Here is a 19,813-nt window from a genome sequence, read left to right on the forward strand (position 1 = left end):
GACGGGTTTTACTGCGAACTTGATAAAAAATGTTACTATTTTAATACTTTTTTTATTAAAAATAGTTAAATTACTCATGTTAAAAAAAATAACAAATTAATCTAAAACCACTCACAGAATGAGTAACTTGACTTAAAAACAACCAATAAGGCTATTTTTAGTACATTGGAATAGGTTATATATAAGAAAATATTAATATAAATACTTAATCATTATCTCACTATTTACTATTCATTTTGTTATTAATTTCTTACAAAAATCTTATTTATCTATGAAAATTAACTTTATAGTTACAAACAAAGCTTATAAATAACTGAAAAATATACTTTATTATATTTTATTATTAGTTTTATTAATTTTTTTAAAGTTATGTTAATAACAGCATAGTTTATAACGTTAATATAATGTTAATCATCATATCTATTAAATTTCTCTGCCATATAAACTTTTTTACCCGTATTAGGAGTAATAAAGAGAATATTTCTATATAAAAAACTATTAAAAAGGAATTTATAGATTAAAATATGAAAATTGCACAAACTAACAAAATCTTATATCACTGATAGTATTTTTACTGATATCATATAAACCAGTCATTATCCGACTTGATGAAAAATGTAATGTACATCAATTTTTACATTTGGACATCAATACTATTTTTATTTTTAGTCAATAATAATACGTACTACCTTCAAGGGATCATCTATAATGAAACTGAGTAAAATTGCTTTGGCTGCGGCTTTAGTATTTGGTATTAATTCTGTTGCTACAGCTGAAAATGAAACGCCTGCACCAAAAGTAAGTTCAACTAAAGGCGAAATTCAATTAAAAGGTGAAATTGTTAATTCAGCATGTGGATTAGCAGCATCTTCAAGCCCTGTAATTGTTGATTTCAGTGAAATTCCAACTTCTGCATTAGCAAATCTGCAAAAAGCAGGAAATATCAAAAAAGATATTGAATTACAAGACTGTGATACAACTGTAGCGAAAACTGCCACAGTTAGCTATACACCAAGTGTTGTTAACGCTGTAAATAAAGATTTAGCCTCTTTTGTTTCTGGTAACGCATCTGGCGCAGGTATTGGCTTAATGGATGCGGGTAGTAAAGCAGTTAAATGGAATACTGCAACTACACCAGTACAATTAATTAACGGTGTATCTAAAATCCCATTCGTTGCTTATGTTCAAGCTGAATCAGCTGACGCTAAAGTAACGCCAGGTGAATTCCAAGCCGTTATCAACTTCCAAGTTGATTATCAGTAATCATATTGATTTAAATATCTAAATTAATAAATAAGTAATTACTGCGAAAACGCAGAGGATTTCCTCTGCGTTAAATTCAATAAAACACTTCAATTTAATAAAAATAAAAAGTAATTAAATAAATATTTATTATTTAATTACTTTTTATTTAATATAATAATTAGGCGTTTATTCATGTTAATTCCTTATTCACCCCACACAATATGGAAGACCATTTGTGCGACTTTGCTATTAAGCTTGGCGTTTTTCTCACAAGCAGAGCAGGACGATTCTGTGGAATTTAACATTCATATGCTAGACGCGGAAGATCGCGATAATGTCGACCTTTCACGTTTTTCTACCTCAAATTATATCATTCCGGGTATGTACTATTTAGATATTCGTCTAAATGGTCGCGACTTTCCTCGCCAAAATATTAATTATATTGAAGTAGCAGATAATCATTCCGTGGCTTGTATCGACCCTACTCTTTTAAAAAAGTTAACAATCAACCAAGAAAACCAAAAATATATCAAACAAATATCACCAGATTGTTTTGATATTAGCCAATTACCCGGTATCTCGATTAAAAATGATGGTGGTGTACTTGATATCACGTTACCACGCTCATTAATGAAATATGAAGAATCTGATTGGACTCCTCCGGAGCTTTGGGATAGCGGGGTCTCTGGGCTTATTTTTGATTATACATTAACAGGAACGTCAACTCGCCCTAATAAAGGCAATAATAACAATACGTTAACTGGTTATGGTCAAGCGGGATTAAACTTGGGTGAATGGCGTTTACGAGCTGAATATCAAGGCAATTATTCTTCTGAATATTCATCTAACAATCGTTTTGATTGGAACCAAATTTATGCCTATAAGCCATTACCAGATCTCGCAGCCAAACTAACGGTTGGGGAAACTTATTTAAACTCTCAAATTTTTGATAGTTTCCGTTTTACAGGAGCCAATTTACAAAGCGATGAGAGAATGTTACCCCCATCTCTCCAAGGCTATGCACCTGAAATTCATGGCATCGCCAATACCAATGCAAAAGTGACGGTAACCCAAAATGGACGTTTAATTTATGAGACAACCGTACCTGCTGGCCCTTTCGTGATTAACCATCTACAAAATACCGTACAGGGTCAACTCGATGTTAGAGTTGAAGAGCAAAATGGTAAGATTAACGAATTTCAAGTGCAAACCGCTAATTTGCCTTATATGACTCGCCCAGGATCTGTGCGTTTTAATACCTCACTGGGACAGTCATCCGTGAACAACCATAAAATGCAAGGCCCTCTTTTCTATCAAGGGGATTTTTCATGGGGGATGAATAATACATGGTCTCTCTATGGTGGTGCTTTACTTACCGCTAAAGATTATAACGCATGGTCTTTAGGTATCGGCCATGATATGGGGCGTTTTGGTACCCTTTCTGGTGATATTACACAGTCTTATAGCAAAACCTATGATAATGAAAAAATCAATGGGATGTCTTTTAAACTAAACTATGCAAAAACTTTTGATGAGTACCACAGTACCATTACTTTTGCAGGTTATCGTTTCTCAGAAAAAACATTTCGCTCTTTTTCTCAGTATATTGATGAGCGTTATAACGGCATCAATAATAATGGCTATGAAAAAGAAATGTACACCATTACCGGTAATAAAACTTTTTGGGCAGATGATGCAGAGAAATCGACCACCCTCTATCTCTCTTATCGCCACCAAAATTATTGGGATAAAAATACTCAAGAGCAGTATGGTGTCACAGTAAGTCGCAATTTTTCCATTATGGGGATTGAGCAAATCAATACCAACTTGTCAGCATTTCGTACCCAATATAAAGGGAATACTGACGATACGCTCTCTTTTAATATTTCACTACCATTAGGAAGTGGTCGCAATATTGGTTATAACTTGCAAGATAATAATGGCAAAGTGACACAAATGGCCTCTTATGCTGATAATCGTGATTATAATAATTTATGGCGCATAAGAGCAGGCTTAAGTTCGGATAAGAAAGCCAATACCGATGGTTATTATCAACATCGTTCTCAGTATGCAGAAATCAATGCCAATGCAAGCTATCAACAAGATAATTACTTAGCAGTGGGCGCAACGATAAAAGGCGGTTTTACTGCTACTCGTTATGGAGCTGCATTACACAGTAGCAGTATGACCTCTAGCACCGCAAGAATAATGGTGGATACTGATGGTGTTGCAGGGGTGCCCTTTAATGGTCAAAGCACGACTACGAACCGCTTCGGCATTGGCGTACTAACCGACTTAACAAGTTATAACAATGTTGATGCACGTATTGACGTCGATAAGATGGATCAAGATATTGAAACGCGTAAAGCCATTGCTTCAACAACCTTAACAGAAGGTGCCATTGGTTATTACCAATTTCCGGTTCGTCAAGGTGAACGCTTAATGGCTGTCTTACAGACAACTGATAATAAATACCCTCCTTTTGGTGCGGAAGTCACCAATCAAAAAGGGGAAAGTATTGGTATGGTGATGGAAGAAGGCCTTGTTTATATTGCGGGTGTTAACCTTAATGAATCATTAAATGTAATTTGGAACGGTAAAACACAATGTTCAATTACCATTCCCGCGGAAATAACAGATCCCTTAAAACATCAATCGCTCGTTTGTCAGGATCGTTAACAAATAAAATTAATAATGAGAGATAATTAACATGAACTCATTCAGCACACTAAAAACACTATTTTGTGGCTCTTTGCTGGCACTGAGTCTAGTGAATACAACGCAAGCGGGTGTTTCACTGGATAGAACTCGTATTGTATTAACGGGCAATGAAAACTCAGCCAGTGTTAATTTAAAAAATACCAGCCCTGATATTCCTTTTTTAGCGCAATCTTGGGTTGAAAATGAAAATGGGCAGAAGATCTCTTCACCCTTAGTGGCACTTCCACCGTTACAACGCCTTGATGGTGCTCAAAAAGGCGTAGTTCGCATTACAAAAACAGCTGAAGTTGGGCTATTACCTCAAGATAGAGAATCACTGTTTTATTTAAATGTGCGTGAAATTCCACCCGCACCAAAACAAGCCAACGTATTACAGATGGCGATGCAGTCACGCATTAAATTATTCTATCGCCCTAGTGCCATAGTACCTGAAAAACCGGGAATGGTTTGGCAAGATCAACTGGTGTTTAAAAAACAAGGTAATAAATTTATTGTTAATAATCCAACCCCTTATTACATCACGATTATCTCACTTTCTAATAAATTAAATGGTGAGGATAGCGATAAATTAACCACCTTCCCAGGATTAATGGTTGCGCCAAAAGCTTCACTGGATATACCAGTAAAAACCAGTAACGTTAATCAGTTTTATATGATGTATGTAAATGATTACGGTGGACACCCAGAGCTCAAATTTGTATGTCAGCAAGATAGCTGCAAAGTAGCCCCTAAAGATCAACAACCTAAATATTAATAAACTTGATGCCGGTAGGAATAAAATGATCCTCAATAAAAAAAACATTCATTCCAAATCAGTAATGCTATTTTGTGCCGGCATTGTTTCTTTAATGCCGTTGCACGCAGTTGCTTATTTACAAGGTGAAGTGAGAACCAATGGTGGCCCTAATATTTTCTATGCAGTATTAGATCACACCACCTTTCCTAATAACAAAGCAGGAGAATTAGCAACAGTAAACTTTTCGTTGCCTGATCGCTATGATGGGACAGTATATTGTCCTAACTCACGTATCTATGATCGTGCATTAACCTATTTTAAAGCAACGACTGATTTACCCCCTGTTGGTAATAATTTTTATCAATTAAATGAGTATGTTGATATCAAAATTAATTTTGAAATTTGGGGGCCTAATCCTTTACCCACGGTGCCCTTTTCTGACATACCTAATAATAGAAATAACCAACAAGGTTGCAGAGTACCCTCTTCGCCTAAACCGCATATTTCCTCAGGAAGTAGCGGTCAACTCACCTTCCGTTTAAGAAAACCCATTATTAATGGTGTCAGTCTTAATGGGCAATCTCTTGCACAAATGTATGCCATGGTAAGTCACAGCGGTGCGCCAAAAACCTATGGCTCAGAGCCCATTTCTAAATTAGTGATCACCTCGGGGATCATTACCACTAAAGATAAATGTATTTTTAATAATGGTTCACCAATTACCTTTGACTTTGGTAATGTGGGAAATACCTCTGATTATCTCAATGGGCAAAACTACAAAATTACTCGCAACATTCCCATCAAGTGCGAAGGGGGAAGCTTTACCGATCCTAATAGCAAAATAATGTTTAAAGTTCAGACAGGTAGCTCAGGTATTGCGAGTTTTGATTCTAACTACCTTGGTACAACAGGCTCTGTAGATAGAAGTAACTTAGGTATCGTCTTAAGAGATAAGTCAGGTACGATTATCCCACCTAACCAATATTTCTCGGTTGGCAAACTCAATAATTTCAACGGAAATTGGGAAGTAAGTGCAGCCCCCATCGCCAAAGCGGGCAGTAAAATTACTGAAGGTGAGTTTTCAGCTCATGCGACACTCATTGCGGAGTTTATGTAATGAAAAACAGCATAATAAAGTCAGCTATAACTTGCTTGTTATTGCTCTCTCCGAACACTTTTGCTGCCACTGATATTATTGGTGGAGAGATGGAATTTAAAGGTGTTGTTGTTGCACATGGCTGTACGATTGTTGCGGGAGATGAAAATAAAGTTATTGATTTCAAACAAATATCTGCAAAAGATCTCTATTCACTACAAAAAAGCAACCCCGTTGCTTTTAGTATCAGTTTAGAAAATTGTAGCCAAGATATTTATAAAAGTGTCACTATCACATTAGATGGTCAAGCGCATTCAACAATGCCCAATCATATAGCCGTTACTGGGAGTGGCTCAGAAGATCCGAAAAGTATTGGCATCGCTTTTACCGACAAGGCACATAATATTATTGAATTAAAAAAACCAAGTGCTCCTCAACAGCTTAATAATAAACGAGTACAATTTGATTTTATGGCCTATGTTGAAGCAACATCATCAGCTATTCAAAATCAAACGATACTCACAGGACCATTTCAAGCACAAGCAACCTATACACTCAATTACCAATAACAATTAAGCCAAATAGATGCTATTTGGCTTTCTCTTGTATGATTAAACCTTGAGTAATTAAACGTTGCTGTTGTTTCAGTAGTTTTTTTTCAGCCCTTCTCATCTTAAAAAACTGGCTCAAGAGTTGTGCGCACTCCTCACCTAAAACACCCGATGTTATTTCAACTTTATGGTTCATTCCGGGATGTTGCAAAATATCAATAAATGAGCCTGCGGCACCTGTTTTTAGATCAGATGCACCATAGACCACTCTTTTTACACGACTATGTACAATTGCTCCAGCGCACATAACGCAAGGCTCTAACGTGATATATAATGTGGCGTCAAGTAGGCGATAATTCTGTAGATGTTTCCCACCTTTACGCAATGCCATAATTTCCGCATGTGCAGTAGGATCATTATCAATAATGGAGTGATTCCAACCTTTAGCAATGATTTTATTATCAGCGACTAACACGGCTCCTACAGGAATTTCACCGAGTTGTTGTGCTTTATGTGCCTGCTCAATCGCTTTATGCATCCAATAAATATCATCTTTAATTTTATTCACAAGAACATCTCTTCATTATTATACAGCGCGGTATTGTAGCCTGTTTTAGATTGATAACTAAAGATATTAGCGTGTGAAATGTTGTAAAAGATATTCCCCTCTGCAACATCAATATATTTAGAATCTTTCACGTATATGATAATCTCACACTCTTTTGTATATAATTGTGTATTTATTTTGTGTGGCAGTGCTCTATTATTTGTAGTAACACTGTCAATTTGCAGTAAAAATACAACCAATAAACTAAAAGTAACATATAAGTGCAAGATATAAGTTACTGTAATTTAATAATTTATATATTAAGTGACTGATATGGCTTTACTAATTACGAAGAAATGCATCAACTGCGATATGTGTGAACCCGAATGTCCTAACGATGCCATTTCAATGGGGAATGATATTTATGAAATCAATCCTGATCTTTGCACTGAATGTGTAGGACATTATGATAAACCGACTTGTCAGTCGGTATGCCCTATCACGAATACAATTATCATCGATCCTGCTCATACTGAATCGCAAGATGAATTATGGGAAAAGTTTGTACTGATCCACCACGCTGACAAAATCTAAGCAAACGCAATCGGGAATAAATTTAAGCGTTATTTTTCTAAAATAACGGTTGCACAGGCGTAACGTTGCTCATCAGCCAGTGTCACGTGAATAGCATTTATTCCCGCTTTTTGCGCCATCTCTTTTGCCACAGCTAAAAAGTGCAATGTTGGTTTACCTAATTCATCATTAGCGACTTCAAAATGGTTAAATGCCAATCCTAAGCGAATGCCTGTACCTAATGCTTTGGCTGCGGCTTCTTTTACCGCAAATCGTTTAGCTAAAAAACGAACAGGTTGTTTATGTGATTGATATATAATCCATTCATTATCAGTAAGAATACGTCGCGCGAGGCGTTCTCCTGAACGCCCTATTATCTCTTCAATACGTGATATCTCAACGATATCCATACCTATACCAACAATAGCCATTAGCGACGCGCTTCTCTCATTAGGCGTTTCATTTCTTCAACGGCTGGTGCAAGCCCACTAAATACCGCTCGACCAATAATCGCATGACCAATATTGAGTTCATAAAGTTCAGGTAATGCAGCAATACGTTGTACATTATGATAATGCAAACCATGACCTGCATTGACTTTTAAACCTTTAGACGCTGCATAGGTTACCGCATCACGAATGCGAACAAACTCCTTCTCTTGAGCCTGTTCATCTTCAGCGTCAGCATAAGCACCGGTATGAATTTCAATAAAAGGAGCGCCGACACGATCTGCTGCATTAATTTGCTCATGGTCAGGATCAATAAATAAAGAGACTTTAATCCCCGCTAATGATAAACGTTTAATCGCATCAGCCACTTTCTCTTCATTACCCACCACGTCTAAACCACCTTCTGTGGTCACTTCTTGGCGTTTTTCAGGCACTAAACAACAAAAATCAGGTTGAGTTTGGCAAGCAATCTCAATCATCTCTTCTGTTACCGCCATTTCTAAATTTAATCTTGTTTGAACCGTTTGGCTGATCAGCATTAAATCACGATCGGTAATATGACGTCTGTCTTCACGTAAATGAATAGTGATCCCATCAGCACCCGCTTGTTCCGCAATAAATGCCGCTTGAACCGGATCGGGATAAGTTGTACCACGGGCATTACGTAGGGTTGCAATATGGTCAATATTAACGCCAAGTAGAATATCAGACATGCTCTTCTCCTGAAAAATAACGTTGTATTACCTTAGTTTACACATTCCATAGAGAAGAAAAAGACAATATTATTTATCCTCTATCAATACGCTTTTTTTCGCACACTTTTTAATAGCAAATTGCCGAAACAGCTCTCTACTTTTTAATGGTTTTCCACCTAAATAAGGTTTCAAGGCCATTCGTGTAAACCTTTTTGCTGCTTTCAATGTGCCAGCCGTAGGAAATTCTCGTTTTGCCAGCGATTTTAATTCCAATCCAGTAAAACTATAGTGATCAACCACCAAACTGGCAATAAAGCCTTTTTCTTCTCGGTATCGATAAGTCATGGTATCAGAAACAGGTTCACCACTTCCTGCACAATGCAAAAAGTCTAGGCCATAACCCAATTGCGTTAATAACGCTAATTCAAAGCGCCTTAGAGCAGCTTCTGGCGTGGTTTCACTGGCAGCAAGGATTTGCAAACAAGATAAGTATTCGAAAAAAAGCGCGCTATATGATGTGCCATTTTCCAAAACACGAGAAAGTAATTCATTGAGATACAGACCACTGTAAAGTACTGTGCCTGTTAATGGTAATGCTAAAGAGATAGGCTCAGCATCACGGAGGGTTTTTATCTCACCTCGCCCACTCCAACGAATGAGCAAGGGAGTAAAAGGTTGAAGTGCCCCTTTTAAAGGAGAGCGACGACCGCGCGCACCTTTTGACAATATGCGCACTCGCCCTTCATTCTCAGTGAAAAAATCGAGCAATAAACTCGTTTCACTGTAAGGCCGAGCATGGATAACAAATGCACGTTGCCAGCCTTCCACTTCAGTAACCTACTATTTTAAATCGTCCACATAGCCAAGGCTACGTAAAGCACGTTCATCATCCGCCCAACCCGCTTTTACTTTCACCCAAAGTTCAAGATGAACCTTGTTTTCAAATAAATCTTCCATATCCATGCGGGCTTCCGTACCGATTTTTTTGATTTTAGCGCCTTTATTACCAATCACCATTTTCTTCTGGCCTTCACGTTCAACCAGAATCAAACCGTGAATATCATATCCACCGCGATCGTTAGTAACAAATTGTTCAATTTCAACCGTCACAGAATAAGGTAATTCTTCACCTAAAAAGCGCATCAATTTTTCACGAATAATTTCTGACGCCATAAAACGTTGAGAGCGATCAGTAATATAATCTTCTGGGAAATGATGAATGGCTTCAGGTAAACAGTTACGCACTATTTTAGCAATAGTATCGACATTCATGCCTTTTTCAGCACTAATCGGCACTACATCTAGAAAATCCATTTGTTGACTTAAAAAACCAATATGTGGCAGTAACTTGGTTTTATCTGTAACGTTATCAACTTTATTAATCGCTAATAGCACAGGACAACGTAGTGATTTTAATTTGTTTAATACCATTTCGTCATCAGGCGTCCAATTGGTTCCTTCGACAACGAAAATAACCAGTTCAACATCACCAATAGAGCTACTTGCTGCACGGTTCATTAAACGGTTAATGGCTCGCTTTTCTTCAATATGCAAGCCTGGGGTATCCACGTAAATAGCCTGATATGCACCATCAGTATCAATACCCATGATACGGTGACGGGTGGTTTGTGGCTTACGTGAAGTAATAGAAACTTTCTGCCCCAATAATTGGTTCAGTAATGTTGATTTCCCTACATTAGGGCGACCGACTATCGCAATAAATCCGCAATAGGTTTGTTCTTCGCTCATTCAAGCTCCAATTGTATTAATGCCTGTTCAGCAGCGGCTTGTTCGGCTTTACGACGGCTTGTACCCATCCCTTTAACAGGTTGGTCGATACCGCTTATCTGACAATGGATCGTAAACTCTTGGTCATGAGCTTCACCACGTACTTGTACAACAACATAAGAAGGTAGTGGTAAATGACGTCCTTGCAAATATTCTTGCAAGCGAGTTTTAGGATCTTTTTGCTTATCACCCGGACTGATTTCAGCCAAGCGATTCTCATACCATTTTAAGATGATATTTTCGATATTTTGAATATCACTATCAAGAAAAATAGCACCAATTAACGCTTCTACTGTGTCGGCCAAAATAGATTCGCGACGAAAACCACCGCTTTTTAATTCTCCCGGCCCTAACCGTAAACATTCACCGAGTTCAAATTCACGTGCTAGTTCAGCGAGGGTATTACCTCGCACTAAGGTTGCACGCATCCGGCTCATATCCCCTTCATCGACACGAGGGAAACGATGGTAAAGCGCATTAGCAATGACATAACTTAGAATTGAATCACCTAAAAATTCTAAGCGTTCATTATGTTTACTACTTGCACTACGGTGAGTAAGTGCCTGTAAAAGTAATTCGTTTTGTTTAAAAGTATAACCCAGTTTTTTTTGTAACTGGTTAACTAATAGAGTATTCATGTGCGATCAGTTTCCATTACTTAATTTGAAGCACACGCAACAAACCTGTTTAAAAACAACGAGATATTATCGGGTTGAATAACAGAACTGTTGCGTTTGCACTGGCTCCTGTTTATACAGGAGCCAATCATGTTTAAAGAAGTGGCATATTCTACACTGAGATAGAAAGGAATGCTGTAGCTATTTTGTTAAAAATTACTTAATGCCACCAATACGGCTGAAACGAACACCTGTAGGCCATTCATTTTCTTGTTTCTCGAAGCTCATCCAAATCGTTGTCGCTTTACCGACTAAGTTTTGCTCAGGCACAAAGCCCCAGAAACGACTATCTGAACTACCATCACGGTTATCACCCATCATAAAATACTGACCTTCAGGGACAATCCACGTACCTTGAGGTAATCCCGGTTGAATAAATTCAGGTATAGTAACATCTCCCGGAATAGTCATAATACGATGAGAGACATCACCAATCGTTTCAATTCTCTCTTCTTGGCGAAATTGCGTAGCTGTAGAAATTGGCTCTTCAATCGGAATCGATTTCATACCGCTAATACGTTGACCACCAGGTACACTTTGTAACAGTAATGTCCATTCACTAGGATACGCTGTACCATAGGTTACCGCTATTTCATCATCACATATTGCTTTATTACAATTTGGGTAAATGTGTAATTTCTTCGACGTCATGTCATACACTATTTTATCCCCCGGTAAACCAATCACCCGTTTAATAAAGTCAGTTGATGGATCACGTGGGTATTTAAATACCGCAATATCACCACGTTTAGGTTTACCCGTACTAATCAAGGTTGTTTGTGTAATAGGATCTTTTAATCCATAAGCAAATTTTTCAACCAAGATGAAATCACCGACTAATAAAGTCGGCATCATCGAACGAGATGGGATCTGAAACGGCTCATACACAAAGGAACGCAAAATCAATACAATCGCCAATACAGGAAACAGAGAGCCTAATGTCTCTGCCCAGCTTGGTTTATTAATCGATTTTGCTAACTCTTGCTGATCCTCACTTCCCTGCGTTAACTCTTGTAAACGTTTTAACTTCGCTTTACGGGCTGGCTTTAATTTAAAACGATCTATACACCAAAAAATACCCGTAATTAGCGTTGCCAACGTTAGGATCAAGGCAAACGTGCTAGCCATATTTTCTCCTTAAATTATTTATCTTTACCAACATGCAGTATGGCTAAAAACGCTTCTTGTGGTAACTCGACATTACCAATTTGCTTCATACGTTTTTTACCTTCTTTCTGTTTCTGCAACAGTTTTTTCTTACGGCTAACGTCACCACCATAACATTTAGCTAATACGTTTTTACGTAACTGTTTAACAGTTGAACGAGCAATAATATGATTGCCAATTGCAGCTTGGATCGCAATATCAAACTGTTGACGTGGAATGAATTCTTTCATTTTTTCCACCAACTCACGTCCACGATACGGTGCGTTATCATTATGGGTGATTAATGCAAGTGCATCGACTCTCTCACCATTAATTAAGACATCAACACGTACCATGTTGGAGCCTTGGAAACGCAGGAAGTTATAATCTAACGAAGCATAACCGCGAGAGGTTGATTTTAAACGGTCAAAGAAATCTAATACCACCTCAGCCATCGGAATTTCATAAGTTAATGAAACCTGATTACCATGATAGACCATATTAGTTTGAACGCCGCGTTTTTCGACACATAAAGTAATCACATTACCTAAGTATTCTTGCGGTAGTAACATATGACATTCCGCAATAGGCTCTCTGATCTCTTCAATATTGTTCAGTGCTGGTAGTTTTGATGGGCTATCAACCATGATGATATCACCATTAGTCATTTCCACTTCATAAACTACTGTTGGTGCTGTGGTGATCAGGTCAAGATCATATTCACGCTCTAAGCGCTCTTGGATAATCTCCATATGGAGAAGACCTAAGAAACCACAACGGAAACCAAATCCTAATGCGGATGAACTTTCCGGCTCATAAAAGAGTGACGCATCATTTAAGCTTAATTTTCCTAATGCATCACGGAATGATTCATAATCGTCAGAACTGACCGGGAATAACCCCGCATAAACCTGTGGTTTGACTTTTTTAAAGCCCGGTAATGGTTTGTCTGCAGGCTTCTGTGCGGCTGTTAATGTATCCCCAACAGGTGCACCAAGAATATCTTTAATACCGCAAACTACCCAGCCTACTTCACCACAACTTAGCGATGTTGTATCAACTTGTTTAGGCGTAAAAATACCAATACGGTCGATATTATAAACTTGCCCTGTACTCATCACTTTGATTTTATCGCCTTTGTTGACTTTACCGTTTTTGATCCGGATAAGTGAGACAACACCAAGGTAATTATCAAACCAAGAGTCAATAATAAGTGCTTGTAGAGGCGCGTCAGGATCGCCTTCTGGCGCAGGTATTTCTTTCACCAGACGTTCAATCACTTCTTTTACACCCACGCCGGTTTTAGCAGAACAACGCACTGCATCGGTCGCATCAATACCGACAATATCTTCAATCTCTTCAGCGACACGCTCAGGCTCTGCGGCAGGTAAGTCAATCTTATTCAATACCGGAACGACAGTAAGATCCATATCTATCGCCGTATAACAGTTTGCTAATGTTTGGGCTTCAACCCCTTGCCCTGCATCGACAACCAGTAAAGCACCTTCACAAGCTGCAAGAGAGCGAGAAACCTCATAAGAGAAGTCAACGTGTCCTGGCGTATCGATAAAGTTAAGCTGATAAACTTCACCGTCATCAGCGGTATAATTGAGTGTTACGCTTTGTGCTTTGATGGTGATACCACGCTCACGCTCAAGATCCATAGAATCAAGAACCTGCGCAGCCATTTCACGATCTGTTAAGCCACCACAAATTTGAATAATTCGATCTGATAGCGTCGATTTACCGTGGTCAATATGTGCGATAATGGAAAAGTTACGTATGTTTTTCATTCTGAAATTATTTTTCTCTATTGCTTTGCTCTATAAATCTGGCTTTAGCGTCGTTCATGGACACAAAGCGAAAACTCTATATTGCAGGAGTTATGATTGATGACGCATTCTACACACTAGAGACATTATACTCAAAGAAACGTTCATCAAACACAAACATTTATGATAAAGCTTACCTTTATTTATGCATCGTAACTGCACTTTCACTAGATAGAAATTTGATTTTTATCTATCAATAAAAAAGATCAGAACCATAAAATAAGTTTAATAACAAAAAAATGGAGCCTATGCCCCATTTTTTATCATATTCATTCTTTATCATTATTCTTGATATTGTACTTGCAATTCATTAGGTGGAAGTCCTATTTGTAAAATAATAGGTTCAAATCCTTCATCTTTACTCCACCAGCGGGCAATATTTTTAGCTAATAAAAAGCCTAACACTCCCCCCACTAAACCACTACAAAAAATAGCCAACTCACTAGAAAGCCACAGACTGGCTATCCCTGCAACGATAAATAATCCCAACAAAGGAGTAAGGTAAACCAACATAGCGGAGCGAAGTAAACTATTTTCTGGTATACCAACTTCCACTTTTTGCCCCACCACTAAAGGTTGTTCAACAGGAAGTTCTAACTGATGAACAGTTTCAGGGCCTATTTTATTCAATAAATAAGAGCCACAAGCTGCTCGAGCTTGGCAACTCCCGCAACCGGACGATGAGCCATAACGTAGTAAAGCCCTCCCTTGTTGCCAATGTACGACTGTTGCCCACTCTTTAACCATAACTTATACCTTTTACTTTTTGGTAAACACCACACTGTTGACGATTTTCTGTGCTGTTATAAATGGCAATTGTCCAATAAAGGTAATTTCATTGCCATCTTTATCATAGGTATAAATTGTATTACGACCATATCTCAATGCTTTATCACGTTCGGGGGAATTTAATTGCTGACCACTTTTGTTAACATAAATAGAGAAATCGAATAAGCCGTCACTATATAAAATAGATTGGCTAAATTCATTTTCAGCAATTTGATGATTGCTACGTTTTACCTCTTTAAATCCTTCAGGTAACGTTGTCACACGCCAATTGTAATTCAGTGCTTGAGTGGCTTTGGGGATCAACAATAGCGGGGGCATATTCACTTTATTGAGTGAATCTAACTCACTGATGATTTCTTTATTTTGATTAGCGGTGATCACCCGAAATTGTTCAATAACGTCATTATTTTTATCAAGCAGATCGACCCTTAATGGCAAATATCTCTCTTCATCAATAAATAAGACATATTCATAACGGTCATTATTTTTTGATAGCACACGAACAACACGACTTGGAATGTCGCCGATATGCGTTCTTCCCGCATCAATAAAATTGTAATACTCAGCGAGTTCAGCAAAATTTTGATAAATGATTGCAGGGAGATAATCAACGATATGTTCATTACGCAAACTAAACGCATCTAAACCTGGTTCAAAATAACTGATTTCATTCCCTCGTTGCACGATTTCTCGACGAGTGCTATCCATCTGCATCAATTGTGCCACAGGTTTACCATCGACAAGTGCATGACGATAACGAATAGGAACAATACCTTGAGAATTGATATTAATAAAAGATAATTCGTAAGTAGCGGTTTGCGTTGTATTACCCATCTTTTGCAACAAAGCCTCGGCATTTCCTATTTGAGGTTGTGCCAAGGCTTGTGTTGGTATTGATAGGTAACCCGCTAAAAGTAAAGCGGATAACCATGATTTTTTCATTACGACTCTATTGTTCCTACACGTAATTATAAATTGATACCACAATGATTACTGAGCCTGTTGCTGAGTTGTGTTTTGCGATGCTACAGGCACTTCATCTTGTGGTGCATTGTAGATACGGCGATCTAACTCATACTGTTGCAACATAAGTCCAAGGCGTTGATTACGCTCTTGTAGACGTGTTTGTTGGTTTTGGCCTAAATTATCACTTTGTAAATTTAAGCTGACTGGTGCCCCATTCCCCATAATAGGTTGAGTATTAAACACCGGCGTATCAACTTGGAAATCCTCAGCGCTATTGTTGCCATTATATTGCTGAACACCCACAATGACAGCTAATGACACACAGGCAGCAACACCAATTTGTGTTAACTGGCTAGCCCAAGGACGTAATTTTTGTAAGAAAGAGTGCTGACGCCATTGAGAAGGCGCAGGTTGCTGCTCTTGCTGTTGTTCAGGACTTATGCGGACTGGCTCATTTTCTAAAGCGAGTGCTACGCGACTTGCGATATCAAAGTGGATAACCTCTCCTACATCACCACGCATTGCATCACGAACTAAGTGGTAACGTTGCCATGTTTCTTTCATAGATTCATCACGGGCAATCGATCCCATTAATTCTTTATCAAGAACTTCGCCATCCATAAATGCAGAAAGTTTCTCTTTTTGCATGTAAAAGTACCCTTCAGTGAATGAGGGTTCAGCCATCTTATAACTCTTGTATTAATGGTTGAACCTTATTATCAATAGCTTCTCGCGCCCTAAAAATACGTGAACGAACTGTACCTACAGGGCAATCCATAATAACGGCTATCTCTTCATAGCTTAAGCCGTCAAGTTCCCGAAGTGTAATAGCAACCCTTAAATCTTCGGGTAACGACTCTATGGTTTGAAAAACTACTCTCCGTAACTCTTCAGACAACATTAAATTCTCAGGGTTCGAAATTTCTTTTAATGCGTTTGATGTTTCAAAATTTTCAACATCACTCGCATCTAAGTCATTTGAAGGCGGACGCCGCCCTTGTGCTACCAGATAATTTTTAGCTGTATTCACAGCGATGCGATAAAGCCATGTATAAAATGCGCTATCACCACGGAATGATCCAATAGCTCGATAGGCTTTTATAAAGGCTTCTTGTGCAACATCTGGCACATCACCCTGAGGTACATAACGGGAAATCAGACTTGCTACCTTGTGCTGATAGCGGATAACTAGCAAGTTAAACGCTTTCTGGTCACCCAGTTGTACCTTCTCGACCAACATTTGGTCCGTTAACTGCTCGCTCATTAGAGATGGACTCTCCCGAAGTCAAGCCTCAAACTATTTTTCAATGACTCCGTCATATTACTCTCGTTATTCCTTCTCGTTTTTATGAGCTACTTACGTTAGAGCATTAAAATAGAATGAAGTTCAATTCAATTATAATAATAAGAGATGAATCACAAAAAACTGTCGTTGTAATCACCAACCAATCTGCAATTTGCCAAGAAAAAAGCGATAACACAATGTGATAATTTAAATATATACCTTTATTTACAACAATATATACAATCTTAAACAATGTAATATTAACGGCAACATTAGTCTTTAATAATATAAATAAAAATCTGTGACCCAAGATTGGAACTGGGTTGTGTAATGACCGTCATTATTGCGGATAATCAGCTCTTCAATATTACATGGTTTAGTTTCGCCTTGATACTGTCTTTGAAAGGCTAGCAATATGCGATGGTAAGGCTTATCTGCACTATCTTTAATATTGACTCGCTGCACGACATTCCACCCTTTTCTTTGTGAGATTTCAATAAACTGTTCACCGATTAAATAGGGTAACACCACACAAAATAGGCCTTCATCTGTAATAAGTTGTTGTGCATTATCAAGCAAACCTTCATGGGTCAATGTTTTCGTATAACGGGCTTGCTCGCGCTCTTGGTTACGGCATGCAACCGCCGGCTCAAAATAGGGTGGATTACTCACAATAAGATCATAGCGAGTTGGCGCTTGTTGCGCATATTGATAAATATCATGATGATAAATATGGATTAACGAACTCCACTGTGATTGTTGCGCATTTTCACGCGCCTGTAATGCGGCATCTTCATCAAGTTCAATACCATCAATACGCTCAACCTGCGGGGCACGTTGCGCTAACATCAAGGCAATTAATCCACTTCCTGTACCAATATCGAGCACCGTTTTTGCTTTAGTGATAGGCGCCCAAGCACCTAATAAAACGCCATCAGTACCCACTTTCATTTCACACTTATCATGAGCGACAAAAAATTGTTTAAATGTAAACCCGCCTTTGCGTAAACCTGCTTTCTTTACTTTCTTTTGCTTCATTGAATCGCTCTAATGATTTGTATAACTCTTTCTATTCTTAGAATGAATGCAATCCATACAATAGAAAAAGCGATATATGGTAAGATAACTTTTTTGCTACCTCTATCTTAACATTAAACGCTTTATATTCGATGCTTGCTTATTGACTTTAAGCCTAAAAAACAACACATAGCTGGAACAATCGATGATATATAATGTGATAGCGGTAAATCCTCTGGCTTTTAACAGAGGATAATGTCAAAATCCGCGCCCTAAATAGAGGTATACAATGACAGCCACGACATTTTCCAGTCTTGAACTTGATGAAAGTTTATTGACCGCATTAGAAGAAAAAGGATATCAACGTCCTACTGCTATCCAAGCAGAAGCTATCCCTGCCGCAATGGAAGGACGTGATATATTAGGCTCTGCACCAACGGGTACAGGGAAAACAGCGGCATTCTTACTTCCTGCTATTCAACATTTACTTGATTATCCACGAAAAAAATCAGGGCCGCCTCGTGTTCTGATCTTAACCCCAACCCGTGAACTTGCTATGCAAGTCGCTGATCAAGCAAAAGAATTATGTGCTCATACCCATCTAGACATCGCCACTATCACCGGCGGTGTTGCTTATATGAATCACGCAGAAGTTTTTAGTGAGAACCAAGATATTGTTGTTGCTACAACAGGTCGCTTATTGCAGTACATCAAAGAAGAGAACTTTGACTGTCGTGCTGTTGAAATGCTGATCCTCGATGAAGCTGATCGTATGTTAGATATGGGTTTTGCTAACGATATTGAAACTATTGCTGGGGAAACTCGTTGGCGTAAACAAACATTACTCTTTTCAGCCACATTAGAAGGCAATGCTGTGATTGATTTTGCACAGCGAATTCTTAATGAACCGGTTGAACTGAACGCTGACCCTTCTCGTCGTGAGCGTAAAAAAATTCAACAATTTTACTATCATGCAGATAATCTTGACCATAAAACTGCCTTACTTGCACATTTACTCAAACAAGAAGAAGTTAAAAAATCGATTGTTTTTGTACGTAAAAGAGAGCGAGTCAGAGAATTAGCCGCAGCATTAGAAAAACAAGGTATCAAAGCCAGCTACCTTGAAGGCGAAATGGCTCAAACACAACGTAACGAAGCGATTAAACGTGTAGAGTCTGGCAAAATGCATGTGCTGATTGCGACAGATGTGGCGTCTCGAGGTCTTGATTTAGAAGATATCACCCACGTCTTTAACTTTGACTTACCGCGCACCGCTGATGTTTATTTACACCGTATTGGCCGTACAGGTCGAGCGGGTCGTAAAGGGACTGCCATTTCATTAGTTGAAGCACACGATTATCCGCTACTTGGTAAAATTAGCCGTTATATCCAAGAGCCGATTAAATATCGTGTTGTAGCCCAATTACGTCCAGTGACTAAAGCCCCTAGTCAAAAAGCATCATTTAAGCCTTCTAAAAAAGTATTAGCAAAACGCAAAGCGAAAAAAGTAGAAGAGAAAAAAAACGTAAAAGAGAAAGTACGCGCACGCGATCGTAAAAATATTGGTAAACGCCGTAAAACCGCTACTGATAAAACCACCATCACTGCGGAAAAAACTAATCATATAAAAACAGAGCAACAATAATCTGTCTTCTTTACGTTACTTTGAACCATAATAAAAACCGTCGTTATTAAATAAC

General features: G+C 38.3%; 20 protein-coding genes. 7 read left to right on the top strand and 13 right to left on the bottom strand.

Annotation, left to right across the window (positions count from 1 at the left end; translation table 11 throughout):
• Window positions 1-708 precede the first annotated feature (708 nt).
• The 5 genes from HMPREF0693_RS04860 to HMPREF0693_RS04880 all read left to right on the top strand — a co-directional run bounded on the left by HMPREF0693_RS04860 (window position 709) and on the right by HMPREF0693_RS04880 (window position 6,367).
• A complete protein-coding gene (locus HMPREF0693_RS04860; protein WP_004243875.1) occupies window positions 709-1,263 on the top strand; it encodes a fimbrial protein in 555 nt (184 codons plus the stop codon).
• A 174-nt stretch (window positions 1,264-1,437) separates the two neighbouring features.
• On the top strand, window positions 1,438-3,924 hold the full coding sequence (locus tag HMPREF0693_RS04865; protein WP_004243876.1) for a fimbria/pilus outer membrane usher protein: 2,487 nt from the start codon (window positions 1,438-1,440) through the stop codon (window positions 3,922-3,924).
• A gap of 31 nt (window positions 3,925-3,955) precedes the next feature.
• Window positions 3,956-4,720, top strand: a complete 765-nt coding sequence (locus tag HMPREF0693_RS04870; RefSeq protein ID WP_004243877.1) for a fimbrial biogenesis chaperone — start codon at window positions 3,956-3,958, stop codon at window positions 4,718-4,720.
• Between the two features lie 25 nt (window positions 4,721-4,745).
• Window positions 4,746-5,819, top strand: a complete 1,074-nt coding sequence (locus tag HMPREF0693_RS04875) for a fimbrial protein (RefSeq protein ID WP_004243878.1) — start codon at window positions 4,746-4,748, stop codon at window positions 5,817-5,819.
• Window positions 5,819-6,367, top strand: a complete 549-nt coding sequence (locus HMPREF0693_RS04880; RefSeq protein WP_004243880.1) for a fimbrial protein — start codon at window positions 5,819-5,821, stop codon at window positions 6,365-6,367. The genes HMPREF0693_RS04875 and HMPREF0693_RS04880 overlap by 1 nt, the downstream gene beginning before the upstream one ends.
• A 19-nt stretch (window positions 6,368-6,386) precedes the next feature.
• Here the strand turns inward: HMPREF0693_RS04880 and tadA are convergent, their stop codons facing one another.
• Window positions 6,387-6,917, bottom strand: coding sequence for a tRNA adenosine(34) deaminase TadA (gene tadA, locus HMPREF0693_RS04885; protein WP_004243882.1), 531 nt, complete (start codon window positions 6,915-6,917; stop codon window positions 6,387-6,389).
• 312 nt (window positions 6,918-7,229) lie between these two features.
• Here tadA and HMPREF0693_RS04890 point away from each other — a divergent pair, with 312 nt between their 5' ends.
• The gene (locus HMPREF0693_RS04890; protein WP_004243886.1) at window positions 7,230-7,490 is read left to right on the top strand and encodes a YfhL family 4Fe-4S dicluster ferredoxin; all 261 of its coding nucleotides are present in this window, start codon (window positions 7,230-7,232) and stop codon (window positions 7,488-7,490) included.
• Between the two features lie 29 nt (window positions 7,491-7,519).
• On the opposite strand, the gene acpS is transcribed toward HMPREF0693_RS04890, so the two are convergent.
• The 12 genes from acpS to trmN all read right to left on the bottom strand — a co-directional run bounded on the left by acpS (window position 7,520) and on the right by trmN (window position 18,134).
• Window positions 7,520-7,900 (bottom strand): holo-ACP synthase, encoded by a 381-nt coding sequence (gene acpS, locus HMPREF0693_RS04895; protein WP_004243887.1) that lies wholly within the window; start codon window positions 7,898-7,900, stop codon window positions 7,520-7,522.
• Window positions 7,900-8,631: a pyridoxine 5'-phosphate synthase gene (pdxJ, locus tag HMPREF0693_RS04900; protein WP_004243888.1), complete on the bottom strand. Its 732-nt coding sequence runs from the start codon at window positions 8,629-8,631 to the stop codon at window positions 7,900-7,902. Before pdxJ ends, acpS begins: the two co-directional genes overlap by 1 nt.
• Before the next feature lie 69 nt (window positions 8,632-8,700).
• Entirely contained in the window at window positions 8,701-9,441 is a 741-nt protein-coding gene (gene recO / locus HMPREF0693_RS04905) for a DNA repair protein RecO (RefSeq protein WP_004243889.1), read from the bottom strand.
• Window positions 9,442-9,453: 12 nt separating this feature from the next.
• On the bottom strand, window positions 9,454-10,362 hold the full coding sequence (era, locus tag HMPREF0693_RS04910; RefSeq protein WP_004243892.1) for a GTPase Era: 909 nt from the start codon (window positions 10,360-10,362) through the stop codon (window positions 9,454-9,456).
• Window positions 10,359-11,039 carry a ribonuclease III gene (gene rnc, locus HMPREF0693_RS04915; protein WP_004248457.1) on the bottom strand — a complete coding sequence of 227 codons (681 nt, stop codon included), beginning with the start codon at window positions 11,037-11,039 and terminating at the stop codon, window positions 10,359-10,361. Before rnc ends, era begins: the two co-directional genes overlap by 4 nt.
• Window positions 11,040-11,234: 195 nt before the next feature.
• Complete coding sequence (lepB, locus tag HMPREF0693_RS04920; RefSeq protein ID WP_004243893.1) at window positions 11,235-12,206, bottom strand: signal peptidase I; 972 nt, start codon at window positions 12,204-12,206, stop codon at window positions 11,235-11,237.
• Window positions 12,207-12,220: 14 nt separating this feature from the next.
• Window positions 12,221-14,017: a translation elongation factor 4 gene (lepA, locus tag HMPREF0693_RS04925; RefSeq protein ID WP_004243894.1), complete on the bottom strand. Its 1,797-nt coding sequence runs from the start codon at window positions 14,015-14,017 to the stop codon at window positions 12,221-12,223.
• A 321-nt stretch (window positions 14,018-14,338) separates the two neighbouring features.
• Window positions 14,339-14,803 carry a SoxR-reducing system protein RseC gene (gene rseC, locus HMPREF0693_RS04930; RefSeq protein WP_004243895.1) on the bottom strand — a complete coding sequence of 155 codons (465 nt, stop codon included), beginning with the start codon at window positions 14,801-14,803 and terminating at the stop codon, window positions 14,339-14,341.
• 12 nt (window positions 14,804-14,815) lie between these two features.
• Window positions 14,816-15,787 (bottom strand): sigma-E factor regulatory protein RseB, encoded by a 972-nt coding sequence (gene rseB, locus HMPREF0693_RS04935; protein ID WP_004243896.1) that lies wholly within the window; start codon window positions 15,785-15,787, stop codon window positions 14,816-14,818.
• A gap of 48 nt (window positions 15,788-15,835) precedes the next feature.
• Entirely contained in the window at window positions 15,836-16,459 is a 624-nt protein-coding gene (gene rseA / locus HMPREF0693_RS04940; protein WP_012368140.1) for an anti-sigma-E factor RseA, read from the bottom strand.
• A 37-nt stretch (window positions 16,460-16,496) separates the two neighbouring features.
• Window positions 16,497-17,075: an RNA polymerase sigma factor RpoE gene (gene rpoE / locus HMPREF0693_RS04945; protein ID WP_004243899.1), complete on the bottom strand. Its 579-nt coding sequence runs from the start codon at window positions 17,073-17,075 to the stop codon at window positions 16,497-16,499.
• A gap of 300 nt (window positions 17,076-17,375) precedes the next feature.
• Window positions 17,376-18,134, bottom strand: a complete 759-nt coding sequence (gene trmN / locus HMPREF0693_RS04950; protein ID WP_004243900.1) for a tRNA(1)(Val) (adenine(37)-N(6))-methyltransferase TrmN — start codon at window positions 18,132-18,134, stop codon at window positions 17,376-17,378.
• A 268-nt stretch (window positions 18,135-18,402) separates the two neighbouring features.
• On the opposite strand from trmN, the gene srmB reads away from it, so the two are divergent.
• Window positions 18,403-19,758 carry an ATP-dependent RNA helicase SrmB gene (gene srmB, locus HMPREF0693_RS04955; protein WP_004243902.1) on the top strand — a complete coding sequence of 452 codons (1,356 nt, stop codon included), beginning with the start codon at window positions 18,403-18,405 and terminating at the stop codon, window positions 19,756-19,758.
• Window positions 19,759-19,813: the final 55 nt, after the last annotated feature.

It is taken from the genome of Proteus mirabilis ATCC 29906, from assembly GCF_000160755.1.
Taxonomy (GTDB): Bacteria; Pseudomonadota; Gammaproteobacteria; order Enterobacterales; family Enterobacteriaceae; genus Proteus; species Proteus mirabilis.

Bases quoted from the DNA above. Each gene is read 5' to 3' on its own strand.
- HMPREF0693_RS04865 (WP_004243876.1), top strand. From the start codon at position 1,438: ATGTTAATTCCTTATTCACCCCACACAATATGGAAGACCATTTGTGCG.
- HMPREF0693_RS04880 (WP_004243880.1), top strand. From the start codon at position 5,819: ATGAAAAACAGCATAATAAAGTCAGCTATAACTTGCTTGTTATTGCTC.
- srmB (WP_004243902.1), top strand. From the start codon at position 18,403: ATGACAGCCACGACATTTTCCAGTCTTGAACTTGATGAAAGTTTATTG.
- rpoE (WP_004243899.1), bottom strand. From the start codon at position 17,075: ATGAGCGAGCAGTTAACGGACCAAATGTTGGTCGAGAAGGTACAACTG.
- HMPREF0693_RS04890 (WP_004243886.1), top strand. From the start codon at position 7,230: ATGGCTTTACTAATTACGAAGAAATGCATCAACTGCGATATGTGTGAA.
- rseA (WP_012368140.1), bottom strand. From the start codon at position 16,459: ATGCAAAAAGAGAAACTTTCTGCATTTATGGATGGCGAAGTTCTTGAT.
- lepB (WP_004243893.1), bottom strand. From the start codon at position 12,206: ATGGCTAGCACGTTTGCCTTGATCCTAACGTTGGCAACGCTAATTACG.
- acpS (WP_004243887.1), bottom strand. From the start codon at position 7,900: ATGGCTATTGTTGGTATAGGTATGGATATCGTTGAGATATCACGTATT.
- trmN (WP_004243900.1), bottom strand. From the start codon at position 18,134: ATGAAGCAAAAGAAAGTAAAGAAAGCAGGTTTACGCAAAGGCGGGTTT.
- rseB (WP_004243896.1), bottom strand. From the start codon at position 15,787: ATGAAAAAATCATGGTTATCCGCTTTACTTTTAGCGGGTTACCTATCA.
- HMPREF0693_RS04875 (WP_004243878.1), top strand. From the start codon at position 4,746: ATGATCCTCAATAAAAAAAACATTCATTCCAAATCAGTAATGCTATTT.
- era (WP_004243892.1), bottom strand. From the start codon at position 10,362: ATGAGCGAAGAACAAACCTATTGCGGATTTATTGCGATAGTCGGTCGC.
- rnc (WP_004248457.1), bottom strand. From the start codon at position 11,039: ATGAATACTCTATTAGTTAACCAGTTACAAAAAAAACTGGGTTATACT.
- HMPREF0693_RS04860 (WP_004243875.1), top strand. From the start codon at position 709: ATGAAACTGAGTAAAATTGCTTTGGCTGCGGCTTTAGTATTTGGTATT.
- pdxJ (WP_004243888.1), bottom strand. From the start codon at position 8,631: ATGTCTGATATTCTACTTGGCGTTAATATTGACCATATTGCAACCCTA.
- HMPREF0693_RS04870 (WP_004243877.1), top strand. From the start codon at position 3,956: ATGAACTCATTCAGCACACTAAAAACACTATTTTGTGGCTCTTTGCTG.
- lepA (WP_004243894.1), bottom strand. From the start codon at position 14,017: ATGAAAAACATACGTAACTTTTCCATTATCGCACATATTGACCACGGT.
- rseC (WP_004243895.1), bottom strand. From the start codon at position 14,803: ATGGTTAAAGAGTGGGCAACAGTCGTACATTGGCAACAAGGGAGGGCT.